General features: G+C 65.5%; 27 protein-coding genes and 1 pseudogene. 19 read left to right on the forward strand and 9 right to left on the reverse strand.

Annotated features, from left to right (window positions below):
• Nucleotides 1-154: 154 nt before the first annotated feature.
• Nucleotides 155-1,843 carry a tetratricopeptide repeat protein gene (locus ACP153_RS18565; RefSeq protein WP_424972512.1) on the forward strand — a complete coding sequence of 563 codons (1,689 nt, stop codon included), beginning with the start codon at nucleotides 155-157 and terminating at the stop codon, nucleotides 1,841-1,843.
• Nucleotides 1,827-2,675, forward strand: coding sequence for a 4-(cytidine 5'-diphospho)-2-C-methyl-D-erythritol kinase (locus tag ACP153_RS18570; protein WP_424972513.1), 849 nt, complete (start codon nucleotides 1,827-1,829; stop codon nucleotides 2,673-2,675). The genes ACP153_RS18565 and ACP153_RS18570 overlap by 17 nt, the downstream gene beginning before the upstream one ends.
• Before the next feature lie 4 nt (nucleotides 2,676-2,679).
• On the opposite strand, the gene ACP153_RS18575 is transcribed toward ACP153_RS18570, so the two are convergent.
• Nucleotides 2,680-3,684: a polyprenyl synthetase family protein gene (locus ACP153_RS18575; protein ID WP_424972514.1), complete on the reverse strand. Its 1,005-nt coding sequence runs from the start codon at nucleotides 3,682-3,684 to the stop codon at nucleotides 2,680-2,682.
• Between the two features lie 55 nt (nucleotides 3,685-3,739).
• Between ACP153_RS18575 and ACP153_RS18580 the strand changes: the two genes are divergently transcribed.
• The 3 genes from ACP153_RS18580 to ACP153_RS18590 all read left to right on the forward strand — a co-directional run bounded on the left by ACP153_RS18580 (nucleotide 3,740) and on the right by ACP153_RS18590 (nucleotide 4,999).
• On the forward strand, nucleotides 3,740-3,967 hold the full coding sequence (locus ACP153_RS18580; protein WP_424968194.1) for a DUF2007 domain-containing protein: 228 nt from the start codon (nucleotides 3,740-3,742) through the stop codon (nucleotides 3,965-3,967).
• Nucleotides 3,964-4,737, forward strand: coding sequence for a tRNA1(Val) (adenine(37)-N6)-methyltransferase (locus ACP153_RS18585; RefSeq protein WP_424972515.1), 774 nt, complete (start codon nucleotides 3,964-3,966; stop codon nucleotides 4,735-4,737). The genes ACP153_RS18580 and ACP153_RS18585 overlap by 4 nt, the downstream gene beginning before the upstream one ends.
• 94 nt (nucleotides 4,738-4,831) lie before the next feature.
• Entirely contained in the window at nucleotides 4,832-4,999 is a 168-nt protein-coding gene (locus ACP153_RS18590) for a YdcH family protein (RefSeq protein ID WP_424972516.1), read from the forward strand.
• Nucleotides 5,000-5,057: 58 nt separating this feature from the next.
• On the opposite strand, the gene ACP153_RS18595 is transcribed toward ACP153_RS18590, so the two are convergent.
• Nucleotides 5,058-6,005: a transcriptional regulator GcvA gene (locus ACP153_RS18595; protein WP_424972517.1), complete on the reverse strand. Its 948-nt coding sequence runs from the start codon at nucleotides 6,003-6,005 to the stop codon at nucleotides 5,058-5,060.
• Between the two features lie 108 nt (nucleotides 6,006-6,113).
• Between ACP153_RS18595 and ACP153_RS18600 the strand changes: the two genes are divergently transcribed.
• A complete protein-coding gene (locus tag ACP153_RS18600) occupies nucleotides 6,114-6,257 on the forward strand; it encodes a hypothetical protein (RefSeq protein ID WP_424972518.1) in 144 nt (47 codons plus the stop codon).
• Nucleotides 6,258-6,337: 80 nt separating this feature from the next.
• On the opposite strand, the gene phbB is transcribed toward ACP153_RS18600, so the two are convergent.
• The 3 genes from phbB to ACP153_RS18615 form a co-directional block, all read right to left on the reverse strand.
• Nucleotides 6,338-7,060, reverse strand: coding sequence for an acetoacetyl-CoA reductase (gene phbB, locus ACP153_RS18605; RefSeq protein ID WP_424972519.1), 723 nt, complete (start codon nucleotides 7,058-7,060; stop codon nucleotides 6,338-6,340).
• Nucleotides 7,061-7,168: 108 nt separating this feature from the next.
• Nucleotides 7,169-8,344 carry an acetyl-CoA C-acetyltransferase gene (locus ACP153_RS18610; RefSeq protein ID WP_424972520.1) on the reverse strand — a complete coding sequence of 392 codons (1,176 nt, stop codon included), beginning with the start codon at nucleotides 8,342-8,344 and terminating at the stop codon, nucleotides 7,169-7,171.
• Nucleotides 8,345-8,696: 352 nt separating this feature from the next.
• The gene (locus ACP153_RS18615) at nucleotides 8,697-9,530 is read right to left on the reverse strand and encodes an EAL domain-containing protein (RefSeq protein ID WP_424972521.1); all 834 of its coding nucleotides are present in this window, start codon (nucleotides 9,528-9,530) and stop codon (nucleotides 8,697-8,699) included.
• A gap of 110 nt (nucleotides 9,531-9,640) precedes the next feature.
• Here ACP153_RS18615 and ACP153_RS18620 point away from each other — a divergent pair, with 110 nt between their 5' ends.
• On the forward strand, nucleotides 9,641-10,225 hold the full coding sequence (locus ACP153_RS18620) for a DNA-3-methyladenine glycosylase I (protein WP_424972522.1): 585 nt from the start codon (nucleotides 9,641-9,643) through the stop codon (nucleotides 10,223-10,225).
• Here the strand turns inward: ACP153_RS18620 and ACP153_RS18625 are convergent.
• Nucleotides 10,222-10,791, reverse strand: coding sequence for a TlpA family protein disulfide reductase (locus ACP153_RS18625; protein WP_424972523.1), 570 nt, complete (start codon nucleotides 10,789-10,791; stop codon nucleotides 10,222-10,224). The genes ACP153_RS18620 and ACP153_RS18625 overlap by 4 nt on opposite strands.
• Nucleotides 10,792-10,826: 35 nt before the next feature.
• Between ACP153_RS18625 and argH the strand changes: the two genes are divergently transcribed.
• From argH to ACP153_RS18655, 6 genes are all read left to right on the forward strand, one after another.
• Nucleotides 10,827-12,218 carry an argininosuccinate lyase gene (gene argH, locus ACP153_RS18630; protein WP_424972524.1) on the forward strand — a complete coding sequence of 464 codons (1,392 nt, stop codon included), beginning with the start codon at nucleotides 10,827-10,829 and terminating at the stop codon, nucleotides 12,216-12,218.
• Nucleotides 12,215-12,385 (forward strand): hypothetical protein, encoded by a 171-nt coding sequence (locus ACP153_RS18635; protein ID WP_424972525.1) that lies wholly within the window; start codon nucleotides 12,215-12,217, stop codon nucleotides 12,383-12,385. The genes argH and ACP153_RS18635 overlap by 4 nt, the downstream gene beginning before the upstream one ends.
• Nucleotides 12,382-12,531 carry an argininosuccinate lyase gene (locus ACP153_RS18640; protein WP_424972526.1) on the forward strand — a complete coding sequence of 50 codons (150 nt, stop codon included), beginning with the start codon at nucleotides 12,382-12,384 and terminating at the stop codon, nucleotides 12,529-12,531. The genes ACP153_RS18635 and ACP153_RS18640 overlap by 4 nt, the downstream gene beginning before the upstream one ends.
• The gene (locus ACP153_RS18645) at nucleotides 12,531-12,854 is read left to right on the forward strand and encodes a DUF2834 domain-containing protein (RefSeq protein WP_424972527.1); all 324 of its coding nucleotides are present in this window, start codon (nucleotides 12,531-12,533) and stop codon (nucleotides 12,852-12,854) included. Before ACP153_RS18640 ends, ACP153_RS18645 begins: the two co-directional genes overlap by 1 nt.
• Before the next feature lie 82 nt (nucleotides 12,855-12,936).
• Nucleotides 12,937-14,232 carry a diaminopimelate decarboxylase gene (gene lysA, locus ACP153_RS18650; RefSeq protein WP_424972528.1) on the forward strand — a complete coding sequence of 432 codons (1,296 nt, stop codon included), beginning with the start codon at nucleotides 12,937-12,939 and terminating at the stop codon, nucleotides 14,230-14,232.
• 3 nt (nucleotides 14,233-14,235) lie between these two features.
• Nucleotides 14,236-16,917 carry a DUF4175 domain-containing protein gene (locus tag ACP153_RS18655; RefSeq protein WP_424972529.1) on the forward strand — a complete coding sequence of 894 codons (2,682 nt, stop codon included), beginning with the start codon at nucleotides 14,236-14,238 and terminating at the stop codon, nucleotides 16,915-16,917.
• Nucleotides 16,918-17,084: 167 nt separating this feature from the next.
• Here ACP153_RS18655 and ACP153_RS18660 read toward each other — a convergent pair whose 3' ends face one another.
• Both ACP153_RS18660 and ACP153_RS18665 read right to left on the reverse strand, forming a co-directional pair.
• Nucleotides 17,085-17,762 carry a hypothetical protein gene (locus ACP153_RS18660; protein WP_424972589.1) on the reverse strand — a complete coding sequence of 226 codons (678 nt, stop codon included), beginning with the start codon at nucleotides 17,760-17,762 and terminating at the stop codon, nucleotides 17,085-17,087.
• An 84-nt stretch (nucleotides 17,763-17,846) separates the two neighbouring features.
• Nucleotides 17,847-18,104: pseudogene (locus ACP153_RS18665) on the reverse strand (zinc-ribbon domain-containing protein); the annotation flags it as partial.
• Nucleotides 18,105-18,106: 2 nt separating this feature from the next.
• Between ACP153_RS18665 and ACP153_RS18670 the strand changes: the two are divergent.
• From ACP153_RS18670 to denD, 6 genes are all read left to right on the forward strand, one after another.
• Nucleotides 18,107-18,778, forward strand: coding sequence for a cell division ATP-binding protein FtsE (locus ACP153_RS18670; protein ID WP_424972530.1), 672 nt, complete (start codon nucleotides 18,107-18,109; stop codon nucleotides 18,776-18,778).
• Nucleotides 18,775-19,671 (forward strand): cell division protein FtsX, encoded by an 897-nt coding sequence (locus ACP153_RS18675; RefSeq protein ID WP_424972531.1) that lies wholly within the window; start codon nucleotides 18,775-18,777, stop codon nucleotides 19,669-19,671. Before ACP153_RS18670 ends, ACP153_RS18675 begins: the two co-directional genes overlap by 4 nt.
• The gene (locus ACP153_RS18680; protein ID WP_424972532.1) at nucleotides 19,671-20,417 is read left to right on the forward strand and encodes a lysophospholipid acyltransferase family protein; all 747 of its coding nucleotides are present in this window, start codon (nucleotides 19,671-19,673) and stop codon (nucleotides 20,415-20,417) included. Before ACP153_RS18675 ends, ACP153_RS18680 begins: the two co-directional genes overlap by 1 nt.
• Nucleotides 20,418-20,555: 138 nt before the next feature.
• Nucleotides 20,556-21,512, forward strand: coding sequence for an L-malyl-CoA/beta-methylmalyl-CoA lyase (locus ACP153_RS18685; protein WP_424972533.1), 957 nt, complete (start codon nucleotides 20,556-20,558; stop codon nucleotides 21,510-21,512).
• Between the two features lie 291 nt (nucleotides 21,513-21,803).
• The gene (locus tag ACP153_RS18690; protein WP_424968173.1) at nucleotides 21,804-22,457 is read left to right on the forward strand and encodes a peroxiredoxin; all 654 of its coding nucleotides are present in this window, start codon (nucleotides 21,804-21,806) and stop codon (nucleotides 22,455-22,457) included.
• A gap of 28 nt (nucleotides 22,458-22,485) precedes the next feature.
• Nucleotides 22,486-23,439 (forward strand): D-erythronate dehydrogenase, encoded by a 954-nt coding sequence (gene denD / locus ACP153_RS18695; RefSeq protein WP_424972534.1) that lies wholly within the window; start codon nucleotides 22,486-22,488, stop codon nucleotides 23,437-23,439.
• Here denD and ACP153_RS18700 read toward each other — a convergent pair.
• Entirely contained in the window at nucleotides 23,436-24,224 is a 789-nt protein-coding gene (locus ACP153_RS18700; protein WP_424972535.1) for a FadR/GntR family transcriptional regulator, read from the reverse strand. The genes denD and ACP153_RS18700 overlap by 4 nt on opposite strands.
• Nucleotides 24,225-24,237: the final 13 nt, after the last annotated feature.

The following is a 24,237-nucleotide window of genomic DNA, read 5'->3' on the forward strand; positions in this document are numbered from 1 at the left end:
CAGTCCGGCGCTCCGGCGCCTGTCTCTCTGAACTTTGCGTGAAGCACCCCGTGCCCGATCCGGCGCGGGGTGCCTATGCATTGCGACTTCGCAACGGCCTCGCTACGGTACCCCATACTCCAGCGGACACCCCCCAGTTGAGAGGTTTTTTGAGATGATCAGACAGGCCGCCCTTCGCGCCAGCGTGGCGCTTGCCCTTGTGCTTATAGCGCCGATGACCGCCCCTGTGGCCGCTGCGCCAAACGGTGTTTCCGGCGCCTATCTCGCCGGTCGGACCGCGAGCCTGAACAGCAACTACGCCGAGGCGGCCCGCTATTTCGCCCGGGCCCTGATGCGCGATCGGTCGAACCCGGCGCTGATGGAAAGCGCGGCCATCGCCTTTCTCGCATTGGGTGACCAGAAAAGCGCGTATCCCATCGCTCTGAAGCTGGCCAAGGACTTCCCCACGAACCAGATCGCAGGGCTCGTGCTGGCGGCAGATATTCTGGGCCCTGACGGTGATCCGGAAGCCGAGGTGCCCGGGGTCGGCCCCGTGGGCGACAAGCTCGTCGCGGGCTGGCGCGCGCTCTCTGCGGGGCAGGCGGATGAGGCCTTTGCCACCTTTGACGAGATGATTGCGGATCCGCGGACCCGGGCCTTTGGCATCTATCACAAGGGCATGGCGCTGGCGCAGGTCGGGGATTTCGAAGGCGCGCTGGCGATGTTGACCGAGGATGGCTCTATCGCGGCCTCGCTCTCGGGGCGTGCGATCATCGCTCAGGCCCAGGTGCTCGCGCAGCTGGGCCGGGCTGAGGAGGCGCGCAGCCTGATCGAGGCGCGGATCGGGCGGGACGCCCCCCGGGGTGCCGCCCTGCTGGACCAGCTCGAGGCCGGGACACTTGCCTTCGACGTGGTGCCCACGCCGCAAGCGGGCTACGCGGAGGCGTTCTTTACCGTCGCTGTCGCCCTGAATGGACAGGCCTCCGACAGTTTCACCCTGCTCTATGCGCGGGTCGCGCAGATCCTCGCGCCGGATCATATCGATGCGACTTTGCTGACCGCGAGCCTGCTGGAAAACCTTGAGCAGTATGATCTGGCCAACAAGGCCTATGATCAGGTCCCGCGCAACAGCCCTGCATTTCTGACCGCCGAGATCGGACGCGCCAATGTTCTGCGCCAGGCCGAGAAGCCTGATGCGGCCATCGAGGTGCTGACCCAGCTGGTCGAGACCCATGGCAATGTCGCACGCGTGCATTCCGCGCTGGCCGATGCCCATCGCCGGATGGAGAATTTCACCGATGCCGCGGCGGCCTATGACACGGCCATTGAAATCTCCGAGGCGCAGGGTGAACAGGACTGGGTCCTCTATTACGCGCGCGGCATCGCCAATGAGCGGATCGGCGAATGGGATGCGGCGGAGGCGGATCTGCGCCTCGCGCTGGAGCTCAACCCGGGCCAGCCCATGGTGCTGAATTATCTCGGTTATTCTTTTGTGGAGCTGGGCCGGAACATGGATGAAGCCCTCGACATGATCGAGCAAGCGGTCGCCGCGCGGCCCGATAATGGCTACATCACCGACAGCCTGGGATGGGTGCTCTACCGTATGGGCGATTTCGATGAGGCGGTGCCTTACATGGAGCGGGCCGTGGCGCTCGAGCCGCTGGACCCGATCATCAATGACCATCTGGGCGATGTGTATTATGCGGTCGGGCGCAAGCGCGAAGCCGAGTTCCAATGGAAGCGCGCGCTCTCCTTCGAGCCGGAAGAGGATGAGGCCGAGCGCATCCGCCGCAAGCTGGAGGTCGGGCTCGACGCGGTCCTGATCGAGGAAGGGGCCGAACCCACCCATGTCGCCAAGGACTGACGGCGCGCGGCTCGAAGGCTTCGCACCGGCCAAGGTCAACCTGACCCTGCATGTCACCGGGCAGCGGGCGGATGGCTACCACCTGCTCGACAGTCTCGTGGTCTTTGCCGATTGCGGGGACAGGCTCTGGCTCGATCCCGAGGGGGTGCTGGGCCTGACCGTCTCGGGGCCGCGCGCGGCGGGGGTTCCGACCGATGCGAGCAACCTGATCCTGAAGGCCGCCGCCCATCTGGGGGCCGCGCAAGGGGCCGCCCATCTCGAGAAGCACCTGCCAGCGGCTGCGGGGATCGGCGGAGGGTCCTCGGATGCCGCAACAGCCCTGCGGCTCTATGCCGAGGCGATAGGCGGAGACCTCCCCGATGATGGCGCGGCGCTGGGCGCGGATGTCCCGGTCTGCCTGCGCGGGCGTGCCACGCGGATGTCCGGGATCGGGGAGGTGCTCGCAGACTTGCCGGGTCTGCCCGCGCTGCCCGCAGTGCTCGTCAATCCGGGCGTGGATGTCCCGACACCCGCTGTCTTCAAGGCTCTGGCCAAGAAGGACAACGCGCCGATGCCAGATGCGCTGCCCAGTATGTCCGATCCCATTGCCTTTGCCGACTGGCTCGCAACGCAGCGCAATGATCTGGAGGCCCCGGCGCAGACCCTCGCCCCGGTGATCACCGACGTGCTGGCGCGGCTCGCCGCGGCAGAGGGCTGCGCACTCGCGCGGATGTCCGGATCCGGGGCGACCTGTTTCGGGCTGTTCGGGTCCGCGGCGGGGGCGTCAGCCGCCGCCGCCACGATCGCGGCAGATCATCCCGATTGGTGGGTGCAGGCCACGACCCTGCGCTAGGCGCTCAGGTCAGGCGCGCCACCACGTAATCCGCCAGATCCCGCAGCATATCCGTCAGGGGATGGGGCTGGACCGCGTCCAAAGCCTCCTTCGCCTGGGCCGCATAGGCCAGCGCATCGGCGCGGGTGGCTTCCATGGCGCCATGCTTGTCCAGCAGGCTGAGCGCGTGCTCCAGGTCGCCCTCCCGCTGATCGCCCTTCTCGATGACCCGCTGCCAGAAGGCGCGCTCGGTCTGGTCCGCCTGCGCCACGGCCTTGATCACCGGCAGGGTCAGCTTCCGCTCGCGGAAATCATCGCCCACATTCTTGCCGGTCTGCGCGGCATCCCCGCCATAATCCAGCAGGTCATCCACGATTTGGAACGCAATCCCCAGCGCGTCACCATAGGTAAAGAGCGCGCGGATCTGTTCCTCATCCGCGCCTGCGATCACGCCGCCCACCTCGGTCGCCGCCGAAAAGAGCGCCGCGGTCTTGCCACGCACGACCTTGAGGTAGATCTCTTCATCCGTGGCCAGATCCTGCGCCGCCGAGAGCTGCAACACCTCGCCCTCAGCGATGGTCGCCGCCGCGTTGGCAAGAATGTCGAGCACCCGCAGGCTGCCGGTCTCGACCATCAATTGAAACGAACGGGCAAACAGGTAGTCGCCCACGAGTACGCTCGACTTGTTGTCCCAAAGCAGGTTCGCCGTGGGCCGCCCGCGCCGCTGGTTGCTCTCATCCACCACATCGTCATGGAGGAGCGTCGCCGTATGGATGAACTCCACCGTCGAGGCGAGATGCACGTGATAGGGCCCCTCATAGCCGCAGAGCCGCGCGGTCGCGAGGGTCAGCATCGGGCGCAAGCGCTTGCCACCCGCCTCGACCAGATGAGCGGTCACTTCCGGAATGCGCGGCGCATGTTCCGAGGCCATCCGCTCCCGGATCAGGGCATTCACGGCCTCCATATCTTCGGCGAGATAGGCGGCGAGACGTTCATGGGGTTTGGTGGCTGCTGCGGTATCCAAGCTCATCACGGCTCCGTCATGCGGCTCGACAACCGAACCCTACTGGTCTTATCTCAACGTCATGAGAGAGCTGCTGCGCACCAACGATCCGACCATCATTGCCTACGCGTCTGCCCTGCTCCAAGGCGAGGGTATAGACTGCTTCCAGATGGACGTCCACATGAGCGTTCTCGAAGGATCCATTGGCGTTTTGCCGCGGCGCCTCATGGTGCATCAGCGGGACATGTTCCGGGCCCGAGCGGTGATGACCGACAATGATATCCCGGTGACCGAAGACCGCCCGGCGTGAGCGGGGAGACGGCCCCGGAGACCAGCCTGGACGGGTTTCTCGGCGGGCGTTTGCGCCTTGCCCAGCCCAAGCGGGGCTACCGTGCGGGAACCGATCCGGTGCTGCTGGCGGCAAGCGTGCCCGCCAAGGCGGGGGAGCGCTGTCTCGACCTCGGATGCGGCGTGGGGACCGCGGCGCTTTGTTTGAGCCTGCGCACCGGGGCTGTCTGTGACGGGGTCGAGGTGCAACCGGAGTATGCAGCGCTGGCGGAGCAGAATGCAGCCGCCAATGACTTGCCCCTGACCGTGTGGCAGGCGGACCTGATGGCGCTGCCAACGTCACTGCGACAGCAGAGTTTCGATCATGTCATGCTGAACCCGCCCTATTTCGCGCAAGGGGCCGGAACGGCGGCCAGCGACCCGGGGCGGGACCTTGCCCTGCGGGATCGGGGCGATTTGCGGGACTGGCTGGGTGTGGCAGTACGTCGCACCAAGCCCAAGGGGTCGGTTACCGTGATCGCGCGCACGGACCGCTTGCCCGAGCTCATGGCAGCGGTTCCAACCCATCTCGGATCGCTCCGGCTACAACCTCTGGTTGCGCGCGCGGGCCGTCCGGCCAAGCGGTTTGTTTTACAGGGCTTCAAGGACGGGCGCGCTCCGTTTGTTCTCTGCGCGCCTTTGGTGCTTCATGAGGGCGAAACGCACCTGCGGGACGGGGATGACGCCTCGAATTCCGCGCAGGAGATCCTGCGAAACGGCGCAAAACTGCGGTTTCTGGACGCGGATCGTTAAAGAGTTCGACCAAAACGCTCGGTTGTTTTTCGTGACAAGACTCGGGTTCTGTGCTGCACTTTCCTCACTGTCCACATTTACAAGGAGGTCGCCCATGACCGTGAGTTCGCATATCGAGGAACTCCGCCGTAAACACCAAATCCTTTCTGCACGTGTGGATGACGCGCAACGAAGTGCGGGAACGGACAGTTTGACGATTGCATCCCTGAAGAAACAAAAGCTGCATTTGAAAGAGCAGATCGAGCGCCTGCAGGACAGCTGACAGCGCGCAAACTCCTGCGGTTCGGTGCTCCTGACCGAGCCGCAGCCCGGACGCCCCCTCAGATTTTGACATCCGCCGAGTCGATGAATGTCATCCCCTGATCGAGGGCCGTAATCTCCCCCACATGCTCAAACAGCCAGGACAGAAACGCCTTCACCTGCGGCTTCTCTGACGCCTCTTGGGTGCAGAGCACGCGGTAATGGGCCTCGGTCGTGATGGCCGTGGGGAAGGGGATCACGAGGCGCCCCTCTTGCAGGGCCTTGGCTGTCAGAGACGCGCGACCCAGCACAACGCCCCCGCCGGTTTCTGCCGCGTCGATCGCGTGGTCGGCTTGGCTGAACTGGGGCTTCACCACCGGTGGATTCTTCACCCCCATGGCGGTGAACCAAGTCGTCCAGTTGCAGGGCGGGTCCACGAAGTCGAGATTGCCATCTTCCAGGAGGTGCAGCTTGAGCAGGTCCTCGGGCGTCTTCAGCTCGTTTGCGAGCCGCGGGGCCACCATGGGGGTCAGCCATTCCCGCACCAACACGCGGCTGTAGAGGTCGCGATCATCCCCGCCCATGCCAAAGCGGATGGCCACATCCACATCGTCCCGGTCAAAATCCATCAGCCGCAAGGTCGCCGAGAACCGCAACTCCACATCCGGATGGCTCTGGGCGAAGTCAAAGAGCCGCGGCGCGAGCCATTTGGCGGTAAAAGCCGGGCCCGCTGTGACCGTTAGAGTCCGGGTGTCCAGCACGCGCCGCGTGGCGAGCCAGGCCCGGCGCAGGGCATCGAAGCCCTCAGCCGCGCCGGGGGCCAGGGCATGCCCGGCCTCCGTGAGTTCCACCGCCCGGTTCAGGCGCCGAAAAAGCGGGGCGCCGAGATACTCTTCCAGCCCCTTGATCTGAAAACTCAGGGCAGCGGGGGTCACATTCAGTTCCGCAGCCGCCTTGGCAAAGCTCATATGGCGGGCGGCGGCATCAAAGGCGCGCAGGGCGGTCAAGGGTGGGAGGCGATCAGACATATCAGATAAGTATACCTTAACTGAACGCGGGAAAAGTCTCGTTTGTAGCTTTTTGTTAGCGGCATCATATAGGGGATAGTTCAGAAATTCAGATCAAGGAGCATGATCATGACGCAGGCCACTGCAACCCTGACCACCCAAGATGCCATCGCACGCGGGCGCACCGAACGCGCCGCGGCCTTTGCCCAGTTCCTCGCCTGGGCGTTCCACGTTCAGACCCGTGAAACCGGCGCGCAGGCCAAAACCGCCTGAACCGGCGATCCTCGATCAATGCAAAAGGGGCGACCCCGCGTGGGACCGCCCCCTTTTTTTGGCTCGCGCTGTCGCGGCGATCAGCTGAAGAACTGTGCGCCGTTGGCCGAGATCGTGGAGCCGGAGATGAAGCCCGCATCGTCGGAGGCCAGGAAGGCCACGCAGCGTGCGATTTCCTCGGGCTCGCCGAGGCGGCCCACCGGGATGCCGGCTACGATGGAATCGCGGACTTTTTCCGGGATCGCCATGACCATTTCGGTTGCGATGTAGCCCGGGCAGACAGCGTTGGCGGTGATGCCGGCGCGCGCGCCTTCCTGAGCTAGGGACTTGATGATGCCGAGGTCGCCCGCTTTGGTCGCGGCATAGTTCACCTGGGCGAACTGGCCTTTCTGACCGTTGACCGACGAGATCACGATGACGCGGCCGAACTTGCGCTCGCGCATGCCGGGCCAGACCGGATGAACGGTGTTGAACACGCCGGTGAGGTTGGTGCCGATCACCTCGTCCCACTGCTCGGGCGTCATCTTGTGGAAGGGCGCGTCGCGGGTGATGCCCGCATTGGCGACAACCACTTCGATCGGGCCGAGGTCGGCTTCGACCTGGGCGATGCCCGCCTTGCTCGACTCGTAGTCGGCGACGTTCCACTTGTAGGTCTTGATGCCGGTGGCTTCGGTGAAGGCCGCGGCCTTCTCGTCATTGCCCGCATAGGTGGCCGCAACGGTGAACCCGTCCGCCTGCAGTTTCTTGGAAATGGCTTCGCCGATGCCGCGCGAACCGCCGGTAACTAGTGCAACACGTCCCATTAGATATCCTCCTCGAGGTAGGTTTTTTGTCCGACCGGGACGGGTGCGTCTCAGGTGATCCCGGTGGAATAGGGTGGACGGCCCGCTGCGGGGCCGCCCGGGATCGGATCAGGGGCGCTCAACGCAGAGGGCCACGCCCATGCCGCCACCGATGCAGAGGGTTGCGAGGCCTTTCTTGGCGTCGCGGCGCTTCATTTCGAAGAGCAGGGTGTTCAGGACCCGTGCGCCGGAAGCGCCGATCGGGTGACCGATGGCGATCGCGCCGCCATTGACGTTCACGATGGCCGGATCCCAGCCCATGTCCTTGTTCACGGCACAGGCCTGTGCGGCGAAGGCTTCGTTGGCTTCCACGAGGTCGAGGTCGTCGACCTTCCAGCCGGCTTTGTCGAGCGCCTTGCGGGAGGCATAGATCGGGCCCACGCCCATGATCGACGGGTCGAGACCGGCGGTGGCGTAGGAGGCGATGCGGGCCATCGGCTCGATGCCGCGCTTCTCTGCCTCATCGGCGGACATCAGCAACACGCCCGCGGCGCCGTCATTCAGGCCAGAGGCGTTGGCCGCGGTGACCGAGCCGTCCTTGGTGAAAGCGGGGCGCAGTTTCTGCATGGCTTCCATGGTCGCGCCGTGGCGGATGTACTCGTCCTTGTCCACGACGATGTCGCCTTTGCGGGTCTTGATCGTGTAGGCGAAGACCTCGTCATCGAACTTGCCAGCCTTCTGAGCGGCTTCGGCCTTGTTCTGGCTGCCGACGGCGAACTCATCCTGCATGTCGCGGCTGATCTGCCACTGCTCGGCCACGTTCTCGGCGGTCTGACCCATATGGTAGCCGTTGAACGCATCCCAGAGACCGTCGCGGATCATGGAGTCGATGAACTTCATGTCGCCCATTTTCTGACCGGCGCGCAGGTTGGCCACATGGGGGCTGAGCGTCATGTTTTCCTGACCACCGGCGCAGACGACGGAGGCGTCGCCCAGCTGGATGTGCTGCGCGCCAAGCGCCACGGCGCGGAGGCCGGAGCCACAGACCTGGTTGATGCCCCAGGCGGCGCTTTCGATGGGCAGCCCGGCGTTCACATGGGCCTGGCGCGCCGGGTTCTGACCCTGGCCGCCGGTCAGGACCTGACCGAGGATGGTCTCGGAGACGTCGGATTTTTCGATGCCGGCCCGCGCGACCAGCTCTTGCAGCATGGCTGCGCCGAGGTCATGGGCGGGGGTGTTGGCGAACGAGCCGCCGAAGCTGCCCACGGCAGTTCGTGCGGCGGATGCGATTACGACGTTGGTCATCTAAGGTCTCCCTCTAAGGTCTTCCGGGCGCCCGAATTCGGCAGGCTGCTTGCGGTGCATGACGAAATGTCCTCTTTCGTCTATTGGAGGAAAATCGAACGGGGCACCTGACATCGTGTCTCACTCCCATGGTCGAATAGGCCGGAAATCCAAGCGCTTGGCCGCGCGCTTATCGCAATGTGTTAACCATTTCAGCGCGTTACGGATTTCGACGTGCCCGCAAATTCACGGTAAAAAAAATTTACCACGCATGCGTTCAGCGCAAAGCCGCCCTGCGAGAGGCGGCTTTTTCCCGTTAGAGGTGTGTTGGTCTTGCCCGTTGCGCGCAAAAGCGCGCCGGTTCACGCCTGATTCAGGCGCGTAAAAGGGCCGCGTCGTCGAGCCATGCGGGCTTCGTGCTGGGCGCTGCGAAGTGATATCCCTGCATGCAGTCGATCCCGGCCGCCGTCAGGAAGGCCGCATCCGTAGCCGTCTCGACTGATTCCGCCACGGTGAACATGTCGAAATGGGCCGCGACCGAGATCAGTGCCTGGGTCAGCACCTGATTGTCCACATTGCTGGAGATATTGCGGATAAACTTCCCATCAATCTTGAGAATGTCGAAGAAGAAGTCCCGTAGATAGGCGAAGGAAGTATGGCCCGCCCCGAAATCATCGAGGGCGAAGGTGATGCCCTTGCGCTGAAGGTCCCGCATGAACTTCGTGACGATCTCGGGGATGGCCATGGCCGACTGCTCGGTAATCTCAAGAATGAGCCGCTCCGCCGCCGTGGGGTCCGCCGCCAGCCCCCGCTCCAGCACCTCGTTCCATTCCGGATAGCCAATCGACCGGGCGGACATGTTGATCCCCAGCCGCAGGGTCGGCACCTGGCGCAAGGCTTCCAGCCCGCGTTCCAGTGCAAGGCAATCGATCTGGCGGCCCAATTCCTGCTCTTCCACCACGGTGATGAAATCGCGCGCCGGGATAAGACGCCCGGAATCGTCATGGATCCGGATCAGCCCCTCCTGATAAGCGACCTTCTTCTGGTTGCCCGCCTGCATCACCGGCTGAAACGCCAGAAGCGCGTTCTTATGGGCCACGGCCTGCTTCACGAGAGCGAGCGTGGACTTGTCGCGCTGGGCGACAGCCTCGGACAGCGGGTTCTTCTGGTTCGGGCCAGCGGACTTGGCAGGGCGTTTCGGCGGCATGGGACAGCTCCATTCGTTACGACGCCACCATTGCGCGAGAACCCTTAATTCGTCATGAATCTTCCTGCTTTGTTCTAAATTGGACTCAAATGCCGCAATTGGAGGCCCCGATGACCGAAACCCGATGCGACTGGTGTGGCGACGACCCGCTCTATGTGGCCTATCACGACACGGAATGGGGCGTGCCCGAGCGGGATCCGCGCGCCCTGTTCGAGAAACTCACCCTCGAGGCGTTTCAGGCCGGGCTGAGCTGGATCACCATCCTGCGCAAGCGCGAGGGGTTTCGCAGCGCTTTTGCCGGGTTCGAGCCCGCCACCATCGCCTCATGGGGCGAGGCGGAGGTCGCGCGTCTGCTCCAGGATCCCGGGATCGTGCGCCATCGCGGCAAGATCGAAGCGACCATCGGGAATGCCCGTGCCTATCTGGAGATCGAGGAAACACAGGGGTTTTCGGCCTATATCTGGGGCTTCGTTGACGGTGTCCCGATCCAGAACCAATGGACCAGCCTCTCCGAGGTGCCCGGCTCGACCGATATCTCCAAGGCGCTGTCCAAGGATCTCAAGGCGCGGGGCTTCAAGTTCTGCGGGCCGACCATCGTCTATGCCTTCATGCAGGCGGTGGGCATGGTGAATGACCACCTCGTTTCCTGCCCCTGGCATACCCGTTGCGCGGCCCTCGGGGGGCCTGCGCGCTAGCTGCCGGGCTCTTCGTCGATCAACCGGGTCAGAATAGCCTTGGCCGAAGGGGTGTCCCATTCGGCGGCCCCCACGAGCCGGGCGATCTCTGTCCCGTCGCGGTCCAGAACCACGGTGGTGGGCAGGCCGGGCACGGACATCGCATCAGCGATTCCCTGCTTGATGTCGCGATACTCGGGCAGGGTGGTAACCTCCGCCTCGCCGAAGAACCGCTTGATGCCGGTCACCGAGTTGCGGCCCGTGGCCAGGGTCACGACGGCGAAATCCTCACCCCCCATGGAGGTGTTCAGGCGGTCCAGCCCGGGCATCTCTTTCTTGCAGGGGCCGCACCAGGTGGCCCAGAAGTTCAGAACGACGATCTTGCCCTCATAGGCCGCAAGGCTCGACTGGCTCTCGTCATCCAGCACGAAGGGCAGGTCCGAGCCCGGCTGCGGGGTCTCGTGAAAGCGCAGCTTCATCATCTCGCCTTCGCGCAGCGCCTCCAGGGCCGCAATGTCGCGGGGCGTGTCCGCATTTGCACCAAGGGCGGCGCCCAGATATAGGACGGCGAACGCGATCCAGCGCATATGTCTTCCTTCTCTTTGCTTCACGGGGCCGAGCCATGTCCGACACCAAATCCAACGCCATGTGGGGTGGCCGCTTCGCCGCGGGACCGGATGCGATCATGGAGGCGATCAATGCCTCGATCTCCTTCGATCAGCGGCTGGCGCAGCAGGATATCGACGGCTCCCGCGCCCATGCGGCCATGCTCGCGCAGCAAGGCATCCTCAGCAGTAAGGATGCGGAGACGATCCGGGAAGGCCTCCTCACGGTCTTGTCAGAGATCGAAACAGGGAAGTTCGCCTTCTCCGCCGCGCTGGAGGACATCCACATGAATGTGGAGGCGCGCCTGAAGGAGATCATCGGCGAGCCGGCGGGGCGGCTCCATACGGGGCGGTCGCGGAACGATCAGGTGGCAACGGACTTCAAGCTCTGGGTGCGGGACCAGTTCGACGCAGCCGAGCAGGGGCTCGAAGCGCTGATCCGCGCGCTGCTGGCACAAGCGGAGGCCGGGGCCGACTGGGTGATGCCGGGCTTCACCCATCTGCAGACCGCGCAGCCGGTGACCTGGGGCCATCACATGATGGCCTATGTGGAGATGTTTGCTCGGGATCTGAGCCGGGTGCGCGATGCACGGGCGCGGATGAACGAATGCCCGCTCGGCGCAGCGGCGCTCGCCGGGACCTCCTTTCCGATCGACCGGGAGGCGACGGCCTCTGCGCTGGGCTTTGACCGTCCGGCGGCCAACTCGCTCGATGCGGTGTCGGACCGGGATTTCGCGCTGGAGTTTCTGAGCACGGCGAGCATCTGCGCCATGCATCTCAGCCGGATGGCCGAAGAGCTGGTGATCTGGTCCTCGGCCCAGTTCCGCTTCGTGGCGCTGTCGGACCGGTTCTCCACCGGGTCCTCGATCATGCCGCAGAAGAAGAACCCGGATGCCGCCGAGCTGATCCGGGCCAAGATCGGTCGGATCGTCGGGGCGAATGTCGCTCTGCTGACGGTGATGAAGGGTCTGCCGCTCGCCTATTCCAAGGACATGCAGGAAGACAAGGAGCAGGTCTTTGATGCAGCCGATACGCTGATGCTGGCGCTGGCGGCCATGACCGGGATGGTCGGCGACATGACCGCGAACCGCGACAGCCTCGAGGCGGCGGCGGCGAGCGGCTTTTCCACGGCGACGGATCTTGCCGATTGGCTGGTGCGGGAGTTGAACTTGCCCTTCCGCGATGCACATCATGTGACAGGCACGCTGGTCGCCATGGCCGAGGCGCAGGGCTGCGATCTGCCGGATCTGAGCCTCGCGGATATGCAATCGGTCCATGGCGGGATCACCGAGGCCGTGTTCGACGTGCTCGGCGTGCATAATTCGGTGGCCAGCCGCACCAGCTATGGCGGCACGGCGCCCGTTCAGGTCCGCGCGCAGATCGCGCGCTGGAAGGAGAGTTTGGGATGAGCCTGCGCAAAACGCTTGGCATTGGGGCGCTCTGCCTCGTTCTGGCAGGGTGCAACGTGTCGGATCCGCGGGTCGGAGCCGGGGTGAGCATCGGATCGGATGGCGTGCGCGTCTCGCCCTCGGTCGGGGTCAGCCTCGGGCGGGCCCGCGTCGGGGTCGGGCTATGAGAGCGCTCTGGATCCTCGCCGCGCTCGGCCTGCTGACCGCCTGCGGGGTTGATGGTGCGCCGACACCGCCCCCTGCCGATGATCGTCCGGAGCCTGGGGTCACGATCTCGGGCACAGCCTCGGCAGGTGTGAAGGCGCGGTTCTGATGTCGCTTCTGCGTTGGCTCTATCTCGCGCTGGCCATCTGGGGCGCGATCCATCCGATGTATTACTTCGTCACCTATATGCAGGAGACAGGCACGGGGCTCTCGGGGCTGATCGATGCGTGGTATGTCAACAACTCCACCACGGGCCTGACCTGGGATCTGACGATTGCCGCGATTGCCCTGACGGTCTTCGTGATCTCCGAGACGGTGATGCGCAAGAACTGGATCGCCCTGCTGGCGGTGCCGGCGACCTTCTGCATCGGGGTGTCCTGCGGGTTGCCGCTCTATCTCTTCCTGCGCGGCGGGCCGATCCGCGCGCGCTGATCCCCCAGACCGCTGAAATTGCATTTCCGGGCCGGTCTGTTATGCCCGCCCGCGCAGCGCAACGCCCCCGAGGAATCGCCCCATGGATCACTTTCTCTATCGTGACGGCCAGCTTTACGCCGAAGACGTCCCCGTGACGGCGATTGCCGATGCGGTGGGCACGCCCTTCTACGTCTACTCCACGGCGACCCTGACCCGGCATTTCCGTCTCTTTGACGAAGCGCTGGACTGGGGTCCGCATCTGGTCTGCTTTGCCATGAAGTCGAACTCGAACCAGGCGATCCTCAAGGTGCTGGCGGGGCTCGGCGCGGGAATGGATGTGGTCTCGGGCGGGGAATATGCGCGCGCCAAGGCGGCGGGCGTGCCGGGCGAGCGGATCGTGTTCTCCGGCGTGGGCAAAACCCGGGAGGAGATGCGCGACGCACTGATCGGTGGGATCCGTCAGTTCAACGTGGAATCCGAGCCCGAGATGCGCGCCCTGAGCGAGGTCGCGGTGAGCCTCGGCGTGAAAGCGCCGATCACCTTGCGGGTGAACCCGGATGTGGATGCCAAGACCCATGAGAAGATCGCGACGGGCAAGGCGGAGAACAAGTTCGGTGTCCCGATCTCGCGCGCCCGCGAGATCTATGCCGAGGCGGCGGCACTGCCGGGGATCGATGTGGTGGGCATTGATGTGCATATCGGCAGCCAGCTGACGGAACTGGCGCCCTTCGAGGCGGCCTATCTCAAGGTGGCGGAGCTGACCCGGACCCTGCGCGAAGATGGCCATGACATCCGGCGGCTGGATCTCGGTGGCGGTCTGGGCATTCCCTATACCCGCTCCAACGAGGCACCGCCCCTTCCGACAGACTATGGCGCCTTGATCCAAAGGACTGTGGGCGATCTGGGCTGCGAGGTGGAGATTGAGCCGGGCCGCCTGATCTCCGGCAATGCGGGGCTGATGGTCTCGCGCGCGATCTATATCAAGCGGGGCGAGGACCGGGAGTTTCTGATCCTCGACGGGGCGATGAATGACCTGATCCGCCCCTCCATGTATGGCGCGCATCACGACATCGTCCCGGTGCGCGAACCTGCGCCCGGTGTCGTCCCGACGCCCTATGATATTGTCGGCCCCGTCTGCGAGAGCGGCGATACCTTCGCCAAGGGGCGCGAGATGCCGCCGCTGGCCGAGGGCGATCTGGTGGCCTTCCGCTCGGCGGGCGCTTACGGCGCGGTCATGGCGTCGGAGTACAATACACGGCCCCTGATCCCCGAAGTTCTGGTCCATGGGGATCAATTCGCCGTCATTCGTCCGCGCCCCAGCTTTGACGAAATCATAAATCGCGATACCATTCCCGAATGGCTCGAGGATACTCCCGTCCCGGCCCACCAGGAATGACCGATGCCAGACACGCGCAGCCCGCGACCTGACGAGGACTTTACCCAAGACAAGGACGCCGCCCTGCGCCAGCTCGTCTGGCCCCGGCGACTGACCCAGATCGGCATGACCGCCGAGCGGTTTGTCCGGGCCTTCTGGCCGCTCTGGTGTGTGCTGGCGCTGAGCCTTGTGGTGATGATCTTTGGCGCAAGGCTGACCCTGCCGCTGGAGGTGATCTGGATTGCGACCGTGCTTCTGGTGCTGGGGGCAGGGGCGACCGCCTGGCTGGGGATCCGGCAGTTCCGTCTGCCGAGCCGCGAGGATGCCGAGGCGCGGCTCGACCGGACCGTGCCCGGGCGGCCCATTGAGACCCTGCGCGACCTGCAGGCGATTGGCGCCTCGGACGCGGGCTCCCGCGCGGTCTGGAACGCCCATTTGCGACGCATCGCCGAGAAGGCCAAGGGGGCCAAGGCGGTCCTGCCTGACCTGCGCCTCGCAGACCGTGACCCTTATGCGCTGCGCTATGTGGGGGCCACGGCCCTCGCGGTGGCGCTGCTTTTCGGGGGGCTCGGGCAGGTGCGCGAGCTTGAAGGCGCGGCTACCGGCGGTCAGGCCCTGGCCACGGGCCCGGCCTGGGAAGGCTGGATCGAGCCGCCCGCCTATACGGGCAAGCCGAGCCTCTATCTGAACGATCTCGAAGACCCCGCTCTCACTGTGCCAGAAGGCAGCCGCATCACCCTGCGGCTCTATGCGCTGGATGGGGAGTTGACCGTGCGGGAAACCGTCTCGGAGGCTCCGGCAGAGCCCTCGGGCGATATCGCGCAGGAGGTGATCGTCGCCCGCGACGGCACGCTGGCCATCGAAGGCGAGACCGGGCGCAGCTGGGACTTCACCGTGCTGGCCGACGCGCCGCCCGTGATTGCCGTGGATGGCCCGGTGACCCGTTCGGTCATGGGCGAGATGGAGCTGCCCTTCACGGCCCGCGACGACTACGCGGTGGTGGGCGGTTCGGCGCAGATCGCGCTCGATCTGGGCGCGGTGGACCGGCGCTATGGCCTGACCGCGGATCCCGAGCCGCGCGAGACGATCATCGTGGATATCCCCATGTCGATCTCCGGCGATCGGGCCGAGTTCTCGGAAGTGCTGATCGACAATTTCTCGGAGCACCCTTGGGCCAACCTGCCCGTCACCCTGACCTTCACTGCCGAGGATGACCTCGGTCAGGAGGGTGTGGCCGAACCTTTTGAGCTGGTCCTGCCCGGGCGTCGCTTCTTCGACCCCATGGCGCAGGCGATCATCGAACAGCGTCGCGATCTGCTGTGGACGCGCGAAAACGCGGTGCGGGTGAGCCAACTCCTCCGCGCGGTCAGCCATCGGCCCGAGGGGTTCATCAACAACGATACGGCCTATCTCATGCTGCGCACGGCCCTGTCGCAACTCATCGTCGGGATCGAGACCGAGATCACTCCGACCCTGCAGGAGGAGGTGGCCGAAGCCCTCTGGAATGCCGCGCTGCAGTTCGAGGAGGGCGATTTGGCCAATGCCGCCGAACGGCTCCGCCGGGCGCAGGAGCGTCTCTCCGAGGCCATGCGCGATGGCGCCACGGATGAGGAGATTGCCGAGCTCATGCAGGAGCTGCGCGATGCCATGCAGCAGATGATGCAGGAGATGGCCGAGCAATTTCAGCGCGACCAGCAGAACGGCCAGCAACAGCAGCAGGCCGAGAACCAGGGCGAGATGCAGGAGATCACGGGCGATCAGCTGCAGGACATGCTCGACCAGTTGCAGGAGTTGATGGAGCAGGGCCGCATGGATGAGGCTCAGGCGCTGCTCGATCAAATGATGCAGATGATGCAGAACATGCAGATGGCCGAGGGGCAGCAGGGCCAGCAGAGCCCTGGCGAGCAGGCCATGGAAGGTCTGCAGGAGACCCTGCGCCAGCAGCAGGATCTGGCTGATGAGGCCTTCCGCGATCTGCAGAACCAGCAAGGTCAGCAACAGGGGCAACAGCAGGGCCAGCAACAAGGTCAGCAGCAGGGCCAACAGCAAGGTCAGCAACCCGGTCAGCAGCCGGGGCAGGGCCAACAAGGCCAGCAGGGTCAGCAATTCGGTCAGGGCCAGCAAGGTCAGGGCCAGGGTCAGACCCAACCCGGCGGCCAGCAGCCCGGTCAGGGCCAGGCCCAGAACGGCCAGGGCATGCCCGATGCGGATACGCTGGCGCGGCGTCAGGACCAGCTGGGCGATATCCTCGATCAGCAGGCCCAGAACCTGCCCGGAGCGGGGACCGAGCTTGGCGATGCCGCCCGGGACGCGCTGGACCGCGCCGGACGCAGCATGGATGACGCGGCCAATGCGCTTGAGGACGGCGATCTGGCCGAGGCGCTGGACAACCAGTCCGATGCCATGGATGCGATCCGTGAGGGGATGGAAAACCTCGGCGAGCAGATGGCCCAGCAACAGCAGCAGCAACAGCCCGGCGGCCAGCAGGGGCAGGCCAACAACCAGTCCCCGAACCAGCAGCGCGACCCGCTCGGGCGCGACAATGGCAATCAGGGCCGCCTCGGGACCGATGAGAACCTGCTGCAGGGCGAGGACCGGTATCGCCGCGCGCAAGAGCTGCTGGATGAGATCCGCCGCCGCTCCGGCGAGCAGGAGCGCCCCGATGTGGAGCTCGACTACCTCAAACGCCTGCTCGACCGGTTCTGATATGCGGGTCCGCGTGGTCCTGATAGGGACCGCGCCCCGTAGCCGAAGCGGGGCCTGCGCCCTCCGGAGGAAGCCTTCTGGATCTGACAGACACTGGGTCTGAAACCGGCCAACATGGCGCGGCCCCTATCAGGACCGCGCGGACCCGCACCGCAGAGCGCGTGGGATCAGGAGGTGAGGTCCGTGATCAGCGCGGTGGCCCGCGTCACCGCCTCGGTCACCCAGCCATTCACCGTCTCGCGCAGACCATTCATCGCCCCCACATACTGGGTGAGCTCGGCCTCAAATTGCGGGAACCGCTGGGCGAGCGCCGGCGCATAGGCATAGACCAGCAAAGCCGCCGTTGCACAGATCAGCACGACCGAGAAGCCCAGGCGAAAGCCCCGCCCGTGGCTGCGATGGGCCTGCGCCTGCTCCGGGGTCATCATCTGTGTCGGATCGGCACTGTCCAGCGGCCCGGCGCGCAGGCTTGAATTGATATCCTCGATATCCGGCAGCAGATCCTTGCGCGCGACCTGTGTCCGCCGCGGCTCGGCGGGGGCTTCCGTCGTGCTGTCGGATTTCGCCGTCCCGCCATCCGCCGCGCTGGGCGGACCGAAATCGAACCCGTCAAAGCCGGACTGCGTCGCAGGTCCACCGGGATCGTTCAGCGCAAATTCAGGCTGGGTTTCCACCAGCGCTGCGGCTTCCTTGCGGCGCTGGCGCGCCTCCCGCTCGGCTTCGGCCCGCAGAATGTCCGCGATGGCTGGATCCAGCTCACGCTTGGGCGTGACCTGCGCTGGGATGGGCGGAAAGGCGCCGTCCTCCGCATCCGGGTCCGATTTGGGCGGCAGCGCGTCCTGCATGCGAGGCGGGCGCGGCGGCTCCGCAGCCGGCGCGGGCTCTGTCACCGGGTCGGGCGTCGCGGCGCCTTTCTGAAACCAGCTATGGCCACAGCTTGAGCACTGCACATCGCGCCCTCGCGCAGGAATGGCTGCGTCATCAACCTCATACTGTGCCTGACAATTCGGACAGGTCAGTCGCATGCTCGGTCCACCGTTTTTGGATCTGCCCAGTTTTCTTATCGGGTGCCGGCCCCGCGGACGTCGATCCGCCCCGGGTGCAAGGCCCATGATCGCGGCCAAGGCGGGCAATTGCAACTGCCAAGAGACATGCGCTACAGGAGGGCAGAAGCAGAGGGGCCCCATTCATGATCGATTTGGACAATGTGGCCTTCCGCTATGGAGACCGTCTTCTGTTCAGCGCAGCACAGCTCCATGTCCAGCCTGGGGAGTTCTATTTTCTGACCGGGCCCTCAGGGGCGGGAAAGACCACGCTGATCAAGCTCTGCTATCTCGATCTGGCGCCCGATGAGGGGGCGGTGTCGCTTTTTGGGGCCTCGGGCGCAGGGCTCAGCCGGGACGAGATCGCAAAGACCCGACAGCGCATCGGCGTTGTGCATCAGGATTGCCGGTTCCTCGATCATCTGAGCGTGGCCGAAAACATCGCCCTGCCGCTTTCGGTGGCGGGCCGCGCCGTGTCGGAGACCGATCTGGCGGAGCTTCTGAGCTGGGTGGGCTTGTCGGAGCGGGCTGGGGCGAAACCTCCGGAACTCTCGGGGGGGGAGCGGCAGCGCGCAGCGCTTGCCCGCGCGGTGATGATGGATCCGGATGTGATCCTCGCCGATGAGCCCACGGGCAATATCGACTGGGAGATGTCCCAGCGCCTGCTCACCCTGTTGGTCGAGCTCAATCGGATGGGCAAGGCGATCCTGCTGGCCACCCATGATCTGGCCCTGATCCGGCAGGCGAAATCCATGACCACGACCCGGGTCCTCCGTCTCGCTGGCGGACGCCTGCAACAGGCGGGGAGCGATCTGTGACCAGTCCAACCGCTTCCGCCACCGAGATCTCACTCTCGGCCAATGACGTGGTCCCACCCACTGGGTTCACGGCGCATTTGACGGTGCTGACGGCCGGGGCCATGGCCTTTCTCGCGGTCTTTGCGCTGGCCCTGTCCGTTGCCGCCGGAGGGCTCGCAGATCGCTGGTCCGAGGCGCTGTCCCGCACGGCCACCGTTCGGATCTCCGCCCCCGCAGGGCAAGTGGAGGCGCAGACCCGCGCTGTGCTTGAGGTGCTGGCCACGACACCCGGGGTCGCCTCGGCCCGCGCCCTGACCCGGGAGGAGCAGCAAGGCCTGCTCGCACCTTGGTTCGGACCCGACCTGCCGCTGGACAGCCTGCCCCTGCCACGTCTGATCGAGCTGGTGGAGACCGCCGATGGTTATGACCCGGTGAACCTGCGCCTGCGCCTGACGGGCGAGGCGCCGGGCGCCGTGCTCGACGATCATTCCCGCTGGCGCCGCCCGTTGATTGAGGGCGCGGATCGGTTGCGCGGGCTGGCGGTCATCTCAACCCTGCTGATCGGGGTTGCCATGTCCGCGATGATCACGCTCGCCGCCCATGCGGCGCTTGCGGCCAATGGGCAGGTGATCACCGTGCTGCGGCTGGTGGGCGCGCAGGACATCTATATCGCGCGGGCCTTCACCCGGCGCTTCACCTTGCGGGCTGTGCTCGGTGCGCTGGGGGGCACGGCGCTGGCCGTGCTGGCCCTGTTGCTGCTTCCGCGCGGCGCGGCGGAGACGACGCTCCTCTCCGGGCTCGGCTTTTCCGGCGCAAGCTGGGCTCTGCCCGCGCTCGTGCCCGTTTTCGCCGCCCTGCTTGCCTATATCGCGACGCGCGTTGCCGCGCTGCGCATGCTCAGAAAGTTGGCTTGATGCAATATCTCCGGTCTCTCATTTTCAACTTCCAGATGTATCTCGCCATGGTCGTGCTGGCCCTGTGGTACACGCCGCAAGCCCTGTTCCGCTGGCAGGCGGCCCGGGCCGGGATCCGCACCTATTGCCGCTATGTGCGCTGGTCCGCCTCCTGGATGATCGGGCTGAAATCCGAGATCCGGGGCGAAGTGCCTACGGGTGAGGTGATCATCGCCTCCAAGCATCAGAGCTTTTTCGACATCATCATGATCTGCAGCGTGATCGACGCGCCGCGATTCATCGCCAAGAAGGAGCTGCGCCACGCGCCGATCCTCGGTTGGTACGCGCATCGCATCGGCTGTGTCTTCGTGGACCGGGGCAAGCGGGGCCGCGCGGTGCAGGACATGGTGGCGGGGGTGACCGATCCCGAGGCGCCCAAGGGGCAGCTGGTGATCTACCCCCAGGGCACGCGCGTCGCGGTGGATGCGGATAGGCCTTACAAAGTGGGGGTTGGCGCGCTCTATACGGCACTCAGCCAGTCCTGTGTGCCTGCGGCCACCAATGTGGGCGTGTTCTGGCCGCGCTCGGCGGTGCTGCGCAAGCCCGGGCTCGCGGTGGTCGAGTTCCTGGAGCCGCTCGGTGCCGAACTGGAGCTTGAGTCCTTCATGGCCGAGATCGAGACCCGGATCGAATCTGCCTCGGACCGCTTGATGCTGGAGGCGGGCTTTGATGCTGCTGCGGCCCGGGCGGCGTCAAACCCGGCCTGATCCCCTTCTGAAACGGGGCAAAGCCGCCCTCCGCCGCGCCTGCATTGCTGCGCGCGCATAATTCGCTTGCGAGGTGGCGCGCAATAATCTATCCCGCCGGCAACGCAATACGTAATATAAGTTCAGAGGAGCGCCTCCATGTCCTTCCGCCTCCAGCCGCAGGCTCCGGCCCGTCCCAACCGTTGCCAATTGTTCGGCCCAGGCTCGCGCCCGGCGATTTTCGAGAAGATGGCGGCGAGTGCGGCGGATGTGATCAATCTCGATCTTGAGGACTCCGTGGCCCCCGATGACAAGCCGCAGGCGCGCAAGAACATCATCGAGGCGATCAATGATATCGACTGGAACTCCAAGTATCTGAGCGTCCGGATCAACAGCCTCGACACGCCTTTCTGGTACCGCGATGTGGTGGAACTGCTCGAAGAGGCCGGGGACCGGATCGACCAGATCATGATCCCGAAAGTGGGCTGTGCCGAGGATATCTATGCGGTGGACGCGCTGGTCACGGCCATCGAGGCCGCCAAGGGCCGCACCAAGCCGGTCAGCTTCGAGGTGATCATCGAAAGTGCGGCGGGCATCGCCCATGTGGAGGCCATTGCAGCGTCCTCGCCGCGTCTGCAGGCCATGAGCCTCGGGGCGGCGGATTTCGCGGCCTCCATGGGGATGCAGACGACGGGCATCGGCGGGACGCAGGAAAACTACTACATGTACCGTGACGGTGCGAAATACTGGTCGGATCCGTGGCACTGGGCGCAAGCCGCCATCGTGGCCGCCTGCCGGACCCATGGGGTGCTGCCCGTGGACGGGCCGTTTGGGGATTTCTCTGATGATGAGGGCTTCCGTGCTCAGGCGCGCCGCTCCGCGACGCTGGGCATGGTCGGCAAATGGGCGATCCATCCCAAGCAGGTGGCGATTGCCAATGAGGTCTTCACCCCGTCCGAGGAAGCTGTCGCCGAGGCGCGCGAGATCCTCGCCGCCATGGAGCAGGCCAAGGCCAATGGCGAGGGCGCCACGGTCTATAAGGGCCGTCTGGTGGATATCGCATCCATTAAACAGGCTGAGGTCATCGTCGCTCAATCCGAGCTGATCGCAGGCTGAGACGGGGCGGGTGCTAAAGCACCCGCAGGCCCGCGCCGCGGAGGCGGTAGTCCTTACGCCGCACGGCTCAGCCCCGCTGACTTGTCGGTCCAAAAGCTGTCTCTGCCCATCGAGCGGAGCGCGTCCGCGCCGCCCTGTCAGGGGCGGCGCCACCGATCTGATCTCCTGATCCAGCCCTATCAAGAGGCCCCGCCACCTCCGGCGTCTCAAAAAAGCGTGGCAGCCCCTACCATCCTGGTCGCGCTCTGCATACTCTCTGGCCCGATACCTGCTGCCAAAGGAGCCTGCGATATGGGTTTGCGCATCAACGACACTGTCCCGAACTTCACCGCCCAGACCAATATCGGGGAGATCACCTTCCACGACTGGATCGGCGACAGCTGGGCGATCCTGTTCAGCCACCCCAAGGACTTCACCCCGGTCTGCACCACCGAGTTCGGCGCCGTTGCCCAGCTTGCAGAAGAATGGGAGAAACGCGGCACCAAGGTGATCGGCGTCTCCGTGGATGGCGTGGATGACCACAAGAAATGGATCGGCGATATCGAACAGGTGGGCGGCGCGACCGTGACCTTCCCGATCATCGCGGATACCGGGCTCGAGGTCTCCAAGGCCTTCGACATGCTGCCCGCCGAGGCGTACTTGCCCGATGGCCGCACCCCGGCCGACAGCGCCACCGTGCGCTCGGTCTTCATCATCGGGCCGGACAAGCAGCTCAAGCTCTCCATGACCTACCCGATGACCGTGGGCCGGAATTTCGGCGAGATCGTCCGGGCGCTGGACGCGCTGCAGACCTCCATGGGCCACGGGGTCGCCACCCCGGCCAACTGGGTCACCGGGCAGGACGTGATCATCCCGCCCACCGTCAGCAATGAGGATGCCAAAGCGAAATTTGGCGACTTCGAGGCGGTTCTGCCCTACCTGCGCAAGACACAGCTCCCCGGCTGATCGGGGGGCGTCAGGGGAGGGACGTCTCATGCGGGTCATGATCATCGGCGCGGCGGGCATGCTCGGCGCGAAACTGAGCAAGCAGATCGCAGCGGGCGCGGTGCCCGGCGCCACGGAGCTGACGCTCGTGGACCGGGTCGCGCCGGATCCCGTGACGAGCGTGACCTGCACCTCCCACGCGGCGGATCTGGGCGCGCCCGGAACCGCCGAGGAGCTGGCTGCGCTGAAGCCCGATCTCGTCTTTCATCTGGCTGCCGTGGTTTCCGGGCAGGCGGAGGCGGAGTTCGACACGGGCTATGCGGTCAATCTCGACGCCTCGCGCGCGCTGTTTGAGGCGCTGCGGGCGTCGGGCACCCAGCCCCGGGTGATTTTCGCCTCGTCGCTTGCGGTCTATGGTCCGCCCTTCCCGGATGTGGTGCCCGAAGACTTCGGCCTGCGTCCGGCCTCTAGTTATGGCACGCAAAAGGCGATGACCGAACTTTTACTGGCGGACTACAGCCGCAAGGGCTTTCTGCGCGGCACATCCCTGCGTCTGCCGACGGTCTCGATCCGGCCCGGGCTGCCGAATGCGGCGGCCTCCGGGTTCTTGTCCGGCATCCTGCGGGAGCCTCTGGTGGGCCAGACCGCGAATTGCCCGGTGCCCGATGACACCAAGGTCTGGATCGCCTCACCGGACATCACAGTTGCCGGGCTGGCCCATGCCGCCGCGTTGCCCTGGGAGCATATCGCACCCCACCCGGTGCTGAACCTGCGCGGGATCTGCGTGAGCGTCGGCGAGATGCTGGCGACGCTGGAGGCGGAGGCGGGTGCCGACGCACGGGCGCTTGTGACCCACGACCCGGATCCGGCCATCGCCCGGATCGTGCAAAGCTGGCCCGAGGCTTTTGTCACCGACACGGCTGAGGCGCTCGGATTTCCGGTCAATGGGGGCTTCGCGTCGATCCTGCGCGAGTATCAGGCGGAGTTCGCAGCAGCCCCCTAGCTCGATCGCAGGGAGGCGCGCAGGCGCGCATGGGGCGCGGCCTCTGCACTGTTGCTATCGGGTGCATCCCACTGGGCCAGCAGCGTGCGCGCAAAACTGTCGAGATGGGCCTGCATAGCCGCCCGCGCGGCATCCGCATCGCCCTCAGTCAAGGCTTCGATGATCGCCTCATGCTCGGCCACCAATTGCGGGCGCCGGTTGCTGTCCTCGACGGCGGTCTGGATCGCGGCCCAGAGCGGATTGGCCTCCTGATCCGCCCAGAATTGCGCCGCGAGCTGGCCGAGCACCGCGTTGCCCGCTGCCTCCGCAATCACCTCGTGGAATCGAGAATCGGCTTCCGGGTCCCAGTCTGGCTCAGAGGCTTCCAGCGCCTGCAAACAGCCCCAGAGCGTGTCGAGCGCGCTTGGCGTGATCGACTGCGCGGCGAGCGCGGCCAGCTCGCCCTCGATCAGGCGGCGAGCCTCCAGCGCCTCGAAGGGACCGGTCACGGGCACCACCGGGACCAGTGCAGCGGTGGCCACATCGGGCTCCACCGCGACGCTGTCATCTGCCTCCGGATGGCCCAGCACAAAGGCGCCCGAGCCGAACCGCGTCTCGATATAGCCCTTTACTTCCAAAGCGATCAGCGCCTCGCGCAGGGTCGCACGACTGACGCCCAGCTCGTCCACCAGCACCCGGTCCGGGGGCAGTTTCTCCCCCGCGGGAAACGCGCCCTGACGGATCTTCTCGGCGATGGCCTGGGCCACGAGGCGGTAGCGGGGGGTCTGTGCGATGGGCTCGAACATGGGCAGCCTCGGG

Origin of the sequence: Dinoroseobacter sp. S76, assembly GCF_049801095.1 — a bacterium.
GTDB lineage: Bacteria > Pseudomonadota > Alphaproteobacteria > Rhodobacterales > Rhodobacteraceae > Dinoroseobacter.

What these genes read in the sequence shown, in the direction of transcription:
- ACP153_RS18565 (WP_424972512.1), top strand. Translation starts at nt 155, where the DNA reads ATGATCAGACAGGCCGCCCTTCGCGCCAGCGTGGCGCTTGCCCTTGTG.
- ACP153_RS18570 (WP_424972513.1), top strand. Translation starts at nt 1,827, where the DNA reads ATGTCGCCAAGGACTGACGGCGCGCGGCTCGAAGGCTTCGCACCGGCC.
- ACP153_RS18575 (WP_424972514.1), bottom strand. Translation starts at nt 3,684, where the DNA reads ATGAGCTTGGATACCGCAGCAGCCACCAAACCCCATGAACGTCTCGCC.
- ACP153_RS18580 (WP_424968194.1), top strand. Translation starts at nt 3,740, where the DNA reads ATGAGAGAGCTGCTGCGCACCAACGATCCGACCATCATTGCCTACGCG.
- ACP153_RS18590 (WP_424972516.1), top strand. Translation starts at nt 4,832, where the DNA reads ATGACCGTGAGTTCGCATATCGAGGAACTCCGCCGTAAACACCAAATC.
- ACP153_RS18595 (WP_424972517.1), bottom strand. Translation starts at nt 6,005, where the DNA reads ATGTCTGATCGCCTCCCACCCTTGACCGCCCTGCGCGCCTTTGATGCC.
- ACP153_RS18600 (WP_424972518.1), top strand. Translation starts at nt 6,114, where the DNA reads ATGACGCAGGCCACTGCAACCCTGACCACCCAAGATGCCATCGCACGC.
- phbB (WP_424972519.1), bottom strand. Translation starts at nt 7,060, where the DNA reads ATGGGACGTGTTGCACTAGTTACCGGCGGTTCGCGCGGCATCGGCGAA.
- ACP153_RS18610 (WP_424972520.1), bottom strand. Translation starts at nt 8,344, where the DNA reads ATGACCAACGTCGTAATCGCATCCGCCGCACGAACTGCCGTGGGCAGC.
- ACP153_RS18615 (WP_424972521.1), bottom strand. Translation starts at nt 9,530, where the DNA reads ATGCCGCCGAAACGCCCTGCCAAGTCCGCTGGCCCGAACCAGAAGAAC.
- ACP153_RS18620 (WP_424972522.1), top strand. Translation starts at nt 9,641, where the DNA reads ATGACCGAAACCCGATGCGACTGGTGTGGCGACGACCCGCTCTATGTG.
- ACP153_RS18625 (WP_424972523.1), bottom strand. Translation starts at nt 10,791, where the DNA reads ATGCGCTGGATCGCGTTCGCCGTCCTATATCTGGGCGCCGCCCTTGGT.
- argH (WP_424972524.1), top strand. Translation starts at nt 10,827, where the DNA reads ATGTCCGACACCAAATCCAACGCCATGTGGGGTGGCCGCTTCGCCGCG.
- ACP153_RS18635 (WP_424972525.1), top strand. Translation starts at nt 12,215, where the DNA reads ATGAGCCTGCGCAAAACGCTTGGCATTGGGGCGCTCTGCCTCGTTCTG.
- ACP153_RS18640 (WP_424972526.1), top strand. Translation starts at nt 12,382, where the DNA reads ATGAGAGCGCTCTGGATCCTCGCCGCGCTCGGCCTGCTGACCGCCTGC.
- ACP153_RS18645 (WP_424972527.1), top strand. Translation starts at nt 12,531, where the DNA reads ATGTCGCTTCTGCGTTGGCTCTATCTCGCGCTGGCCATCTGGGGCGCG.
- lysA (WP_424972528.1), top strand. Translation starts at nt 12,937, where the DNA reads ATGGATCACTTTCTCTATCGTGACGGCCAGCTTTACGCCGAAGACGTC.
- ACP153_RS18655 (WP_424972529.1), top strand. Translation starts at nt 14,236, where the DNA reads ATGCCAGACACGCGCAGCCCGCGACCTGACGAGGACTTTACCCAAGAC.
- ACP153_RS18660 (WP_424972589.1), bottom strand. Translation starts at nt 17,762, where the DNA reads ATGCAGGACGCGCTGCCGCCCAAATCGGACCCGGATGCGGAGGACGGC.
- ACP153_RS18670 (WP_424972530.1), top strand. Translation starts at nt 18,107, where the DNA reads ATGATCGATTTGGACAATGTGGCCTTCCGCTATGGAGACCGTCTTCTG.
- ACP153_RS18680 (WP_424972532.1), top strand. Translation starts at nt 19,671, where the DNA reads ATGCAATATCTCCGGTCTCTCATTTTCAACTTCCAGATGTATCTCGCC.
- ACP153_RS18685 (WP_424972533.1), top strand. Translation starts at nt 20,556, where the DNA reads ATGTCCTTCCGCCTCCAGCCGCAGGCTCCGGCCCGTCCCAACCGTTGC.
- ACP153_RS18690 (WP_424968173.1), top strand. Translation starts at nt 21,804, where the DNA reads ATGGGTTTGCGCATCAACGACACTGTCCCGAACTTCACCGCCCAGACC.
- denD (WP_424972534.1), top strand. Translation starts at nt 22,486, where the DNA reads ATGCGGGTCATGATCATCGGCGCGGCGGGCATGCTCGGCGCGAAACTG.
- ACP153_RS18700 (WP_424972535.1), bottom strand. Translation starts at nt 24,224, where the DNA reads ATGTTCGAGCCCATCGCACAGACCCCCCGCTACCGCCTCGTGGCCCAG.